This is a genomic window from uncultured Campylobacter sp. (genome assembly GCF_938045535.1).
Lineage (GTDB): Bacteria > Campylobacterota > Campylobacteria > Campylobacterales > Campylobacteraceae > Campylobacter_B.
This window is the reverse complement of record NZ_CALIMQ010000079.1, coordinates 1-4,676: the sequence shown is the minus strand read 5'-3', so window position 1 is coordinate 4,676 and position 4,676 is coordinate 1. Positions and strand designations below refer to the sequence as shown.

Annotated in this window: 6 protein-coding genes; 4 read left to right on the top strand and 2 right to left on the bottom strand. The window is 46.5% G+C overall.

All coding sequences use genetic code 11. The features are described 5' to 3' along the window. Both Q0095_RS02690 and dnaJ read right to left on the bottom strand, forming a co-directional pair. Positions 1-320: hypothetical protein (locus tag Q0095_RS02690; RefSeq protein ID WP_297881118.1), on the bottom strand; the 320-nt coding region annotated here is incomplete at its 3' end. A gap of 216 nt (positions 321-536) precedes the next feature. Then, on the bottom strand, positions 537-1,628 hold the full coding sequence (gene dnaJ, locus Q0095_RS02685; RefSeq protein WP_297881115.1) for a molecular chaperone DnaJ: 1,092 nt from the start codon (positions 1,626-1,628) through the stop codon (positions 537-539). Between the two features lie 129 nt (positions 1,629-1,757). Here dnaJ and Q0095_RS02680 point away from each other — a divergent pair, with 129 nt between their 5' ends. The 4 genes from Q0095_RS02680 (at position 1,758) to Q0095_RS02665 (ending at position 4,511) form a co-directional block, all read left to right on the top strand. Further along, positions 1,758-2,429, top strand: coding sequence for a response regulator transcription factor (locus Q0095_RS02680; protein WP_005870149.1), 672 nt, complete (start codon positions 1,758-1,760; stop codon positions 2,427-2,429). Continuing rightward, positions 2,426-3,667, top strand: a complete 1,242-nt coding sequence (locus Q0095_RS02675) for an ArsS family sensor histidine kinase (RefSeq protein ID WP_297881112.1) — start codon at positions 2,426-2,428, stop codon at positions 3,665-3,667. The genes Q0095_RS02680 and Q0095_RS02675 overlap by 4 nt, the downstream gene beginning before the upstream one ends. Beyond that, entirely contained in the window at positions 3,664-4,233 is a 570-nt protein-coding gene (gene recR, locus Q0095_RS02670; protein WP_297881110.1) for a recombination mediator RecR, read from the top strand. The genes Q0095_RS02675 and recR overlap by 4 nt, the downstream gene beginning before the upstream one ends. A gap of 116 nt (positions 4,234-4,349) precedes the next feature. Further along, positions 4,350-4,511 carry a hypothetical protein gene (locus Q0095_RS02665; RefSeq protein WP_297881108.1) on the top strand — a complete coding sequence of 54 codons (162 nt, stop codon included), beginning with the start codon at positions 4,350-4,352 and terminating at the stop codon, positions 4,509-4,511. Positions 4,512-4,676: the final 165 nt, after the last annotated feature.

Sequence of the window (4,676 nt, the reverse complement as noted above, 5' to 3'; positions counted from 1 at the left end):
AGATTTGATCCAGCCCCGGCAATCATGACAAAACCTACCACAAAACAGCAAATAATTAAAGAAATATCAAGAATTTTATTAGTGATAGATCCAGCAATTTGTGAAAGAACTTCAAAGTGATCATTGGATCTAAAATAACTACCGAATGTAATAATGATTTTACCAAAGACGGCATTGAGGATACCAAGAATAACGGCTCCAAGAATACCCCATTTGCCAAAACTGACGAAATATTGCATCAGATCCTGACCGGACGATAATCCAGCACCGACAATAACCCCAACATATGCTAACGCTACATTTAAAATTTGTTTTAACATCATCCTACCTCTTAATTATAAAAATTTTAATTTGCTTTACTAATATTAAGAATCTTTAAATTTAAATAATATTAAATGCTAATTAAATTTTATCCAAATAATGACACGAAATTTACACCGAAATTACATCCAAACTCTTAGCGAGATTCCAAGCGAAAATCCCGTACTTTGGTGAATAAAACCGCAAGACCGCCGCACGAGGCAGATCAAGGCAGTTTACTTGAAAAAATTCTTGATTTTATCGAGTATCCCCTCGTCGTCTCCGCCCTTGCTGCCGAAGCTTTCTTGAAGCTCGCGCAAAAGCGCCTCTTGCTTCTCATTCAATTTTTTAGGCGTCTGGACGTTTACCTGCACGATCAGATCGCCGTTTTTCTTGGTGCGGATATTCGGCGCGCCCTCGCCGTAGATCGTGAAGCGCTGCTTGTCCTTGGTGCCTACTTTGAGTTTCAGCTCCGCCTTGCCGCGCGGCGTCGGCACCTCGATGCTCTCGCCCAAGATCGCTTGCGTGAAAAACACCGGCACCTCGATATACAGGTCGTCTCCGTCGCGCAGGAAGTGGCTATCCTCCTTAACGCGCACTATCACGTATAGATCCCCGATCTCGCCGGTTTTGGAGACATTGCCTTTGCCGCTTAGGCGCACGCGCTGTCCGTCGTCGATACCTGCAGGAATGTCAAATTTAAGGCTCACGTCCTCTTCGGTAAAGCCCTTGCCGCCGCAATCCTTGCATCTATCTTTTACGATCTCGCCCGTGCCGCCGCATTCGGAGCAGCTTTGGATGAAGCTCATATATCCGCGCCTGACCGCGACGCGCCCCGTGCCGCCACAAACGGAGCAAGTGTGTCTTTTTTTATCCTTCGAGCCGGTAGCGTCGCAGGTAGGGCACGGCTTTTTGATCTTGTATTTTATCTCCTTGTGAACGCCTTCTAAAGCCTCTTTAAACTCCAGCGTTACGGCTAGCTCGGTATCTATGCCGTATGGATCACTAGGGCGCGAGCGACCGCCTCCGCCGAATGCCTGCTCGAAAAAATCGCCGAAAATAGAGCTAAAATCAAATCCTCCGCCGCCCGCGCCGCCGTATGCGCCGCTGATGCCCTCTTTGCCGTAGCGATCATACATCCTGCGCTTTTGATCGTCGCTTAAAATTTGATACGCTTCGTTGATCTTTTTAAATTTCTCCTCCGACTCCTTGTCGCCTTGGTTGCGGTCGGGGTGGAATTCCAAAGCGAGCTTTCGAAACGCCTTTTTTATCGTCTCGGCGTCGGCATCGCGCGCCACGCCTAAAATTTCATAATAATCTTCTTCCACGAAATTCTCCTTGAACTATACAAAAGGGGCAATTTTATCTAAATTTAATAAAACGCAAGTTAAGACTTAACTATTTTTATGTATAATGCAATATTTAAAATTTCAAATCAACGATGTAAAGGATAAAAAATGATAAATGTATTGATGATAGAAGACGACAGCGAGTTCGCACAGCTTCTAACCGAATATCTGGCTAAATTTAACATCCAAGTTACAAACTTTGAAGACCCGTATCTGGGCATTAGCGCAGGGATCAAAAACTACGATTTGCTGATTTTGGATCTTACGCTTCCCGGGATGGACGGACTTGAAGTCTGCAAGGAGATCCGCGAGAAATACGATATTCCGATCATCATCAGCTCGGCTAGAAGCGACGTGAGCGATCGCGTCGTAGGCCTTCAGATCGGTGCGGACGATTATCTACCCAAGCCTTATGATCCAAAAGAGATGCACGCGCGCATTATGAGCCTAATCCGCCGCTACAAAAAAGCTAGCGAGAAGGAAGAAACCGCCACGGATAGCGTATTTCGCATCGACGATAAGCGCCATGAAATTTACTTCGGCGAAGAGTCGCTCGTGCTAACGCCTGCGGAGTATGAAATTTTAGAATACCTAATCAAGCAGCATAGCTTTTCGGTATCCCGCGAGCAGCTCGTATACCACTGCAAGAGCCTAAAAGATAAGGACTCAAAGAGCTTAGACGTCATCATCGGGCGCCTACGCACCAAGATCGGCGATAGTTCCAAAGCGCCTAAGCATATCTTTTCGGTTCGCGGTATCGGCTACAAGCTCATCGGATGAAGCACTCCTTAATCACCAAAATTTCGGTTTTTTTTGTAATCGCGATCATCTTAGTATGCGTGCTTTTCATCACGTTCGCACGGATGCAGATGAATAGAGCCCTAGGCAGCATGCAGGCTAATCAAATAAACGCGGTCAATAATCTACTTGAGCTATACAAGCGCAACGCCCCTCCCAGCGATATTGAGCGCTACTTCTCCAGCTATGGCTTGGAGCTTGTAAAAGATAAAAATATCATCCAAAACATCATCACGAGTGGTAAAATTTTTTTCGTCCAAGACACTTCTATCGGTGAGTTTAGCTCGGTCGAGTATAATAATTCGCTGTTTTTAAATATAAAAAACAACTCTTTCGTCGTTGTTTTCGAAAGCCTCGGCACGAAGAATTTAAACGATCCGCTTTGGGTCGGGTTTTTGCTTACGATGGCGGTTTTGATCTCGCTTTATTTATCGATCGTGCGAAGTTTTACGCCGCTAAAAAAGCTAAGCAAAAATATCAAAAAATTCGCCCAGGGCAACTTGGACGTAAATTTAGCCGCCACGCATAGCGAGGATGAGATCGGGCAGGTCGCGCAGGAATTTAACAACGCAATCGCTAAAATTCAAGAGCTGATCCGCTCGCGCCAGCTGTTTTTACGCACCATCATGCACGAGCTCAAAACCCCAATCGGCAAGGGCAGGCTCATTACGGAGATGCTCGATGACGAGACGCAAAAGGTGCGGCTCGTAAATGTCTTCGAGCGGCTTGAAATTTTAATCAACGAGTTTGCCAAAATCGAGCAACTGCTCTCAAAAAGCTACTCGCTAAATTATCAGGATTATCATTTCAGCCTCATTTTAGAGCAGGTAAAAGATATGTCGATGCTCGATAACTGGGACGAGCTCATCAGCACGGATATCGAGTGCGACGCGGTGATAAACGTGGATTTCGGGCTATTTGCGCTGGCGATTAAAAATTTAATCGATAACGCCCTAAAATACTCCAGCGATAAAAAAGTCCGCATCATCTGCGACGAAAACAAAGTAAGTGTCTCCAACCGCGGCGCGGCGCTTGCAAAATCATTCGAGCACTACAAGCAGGCTTTTATCAGAAATAAAGACGAGAAAGCCACCGGCATGGGGCTCGGGCTTTACATCATCGATAAAATTTGCGAGCTACATAAATTCCGCTTCGAGTACAATTACAGCGACGGCACGCACTACTTCTCGATCGTCTTTTCGCCGAAGGGCGCTATATGAGCGGCACAGACAGGTTTGAAGAGCTCGTCGCAAGCTTTGAAAAGCTTCCGGGCGTGGGCAAAAAATCCGCCCTGCGCTTTGCGTACTACGTAAGCGTGCAAAACTCCTTTTTGGGGCTAAATTTAGCGCACAATATCGAAGAGGCGGTGCGCGGACTGCACAGATGCCGCATCTGCGGAGCGGTATGCGAGGGCGAGATCTGCGAATACTGCGCCGATGAGGAGCGCGAAAGCGATAAAATTTGCATCGTCGAAAACCCAAAAGATATCTTTATTTTAGAGAGCAATAAAATTTACAACGGTCGCTACTTCGTGCTAGACGCCGCTGACGAAGATAAAATCGCGGCGCTACGCGAGATGGTGAGCCAAAACGGCACGCGCGAGCTGATATTTGCGCTGACGCCGGGCATCAACTCCGACGGCATCATGCTCTACGTCGAGGACAAGTTCGCGGATCTAAGCTTGAAATTTACCAAGCTCGCTCAAGGCGTGCCTACGGGCGTGAGCCTAGATAACGTCGATATGCTCTCGCTAATAAAGGCGATCAACGGGCGCACTGAAATTTAAAATTTCGACGAAATTTTAAATTTAGCGACTAAATTTAAAGCGCAAAGCGGCGAATATGTTTCGCACGGAGCCAAGCGGCGAAATTTTAGGCGTTAAATTTAAATAATGGACGTGCGATGAACGCAATGAAATTTACCGAAATTTACGCGGCTTCGGTGCGCGAAGCGATGCGGCAGGTACGGCGGCGCCCTGCTCGCCGCGAGGCTTTAACGGCGAGTTTGAGCCGTAAAATTTTAAGCGCTTCCGTTTCAAAGCGGAGTTTTGAGCGCGGAATTTAGAGCGCTCAAATTTTAAAAGGCGAAATTCTAAAGGCAAATTTAGATCGCTAAATTTTAAAAGCGCTTTCGAAAGTAGCGAGACGGGGCTGCGCGACGCTGCAAGCTCGTAAAATTTAAAGACGAATTTCAAGGCGCCGAATGGTTTAAATTTTTAAATTTCGCCGG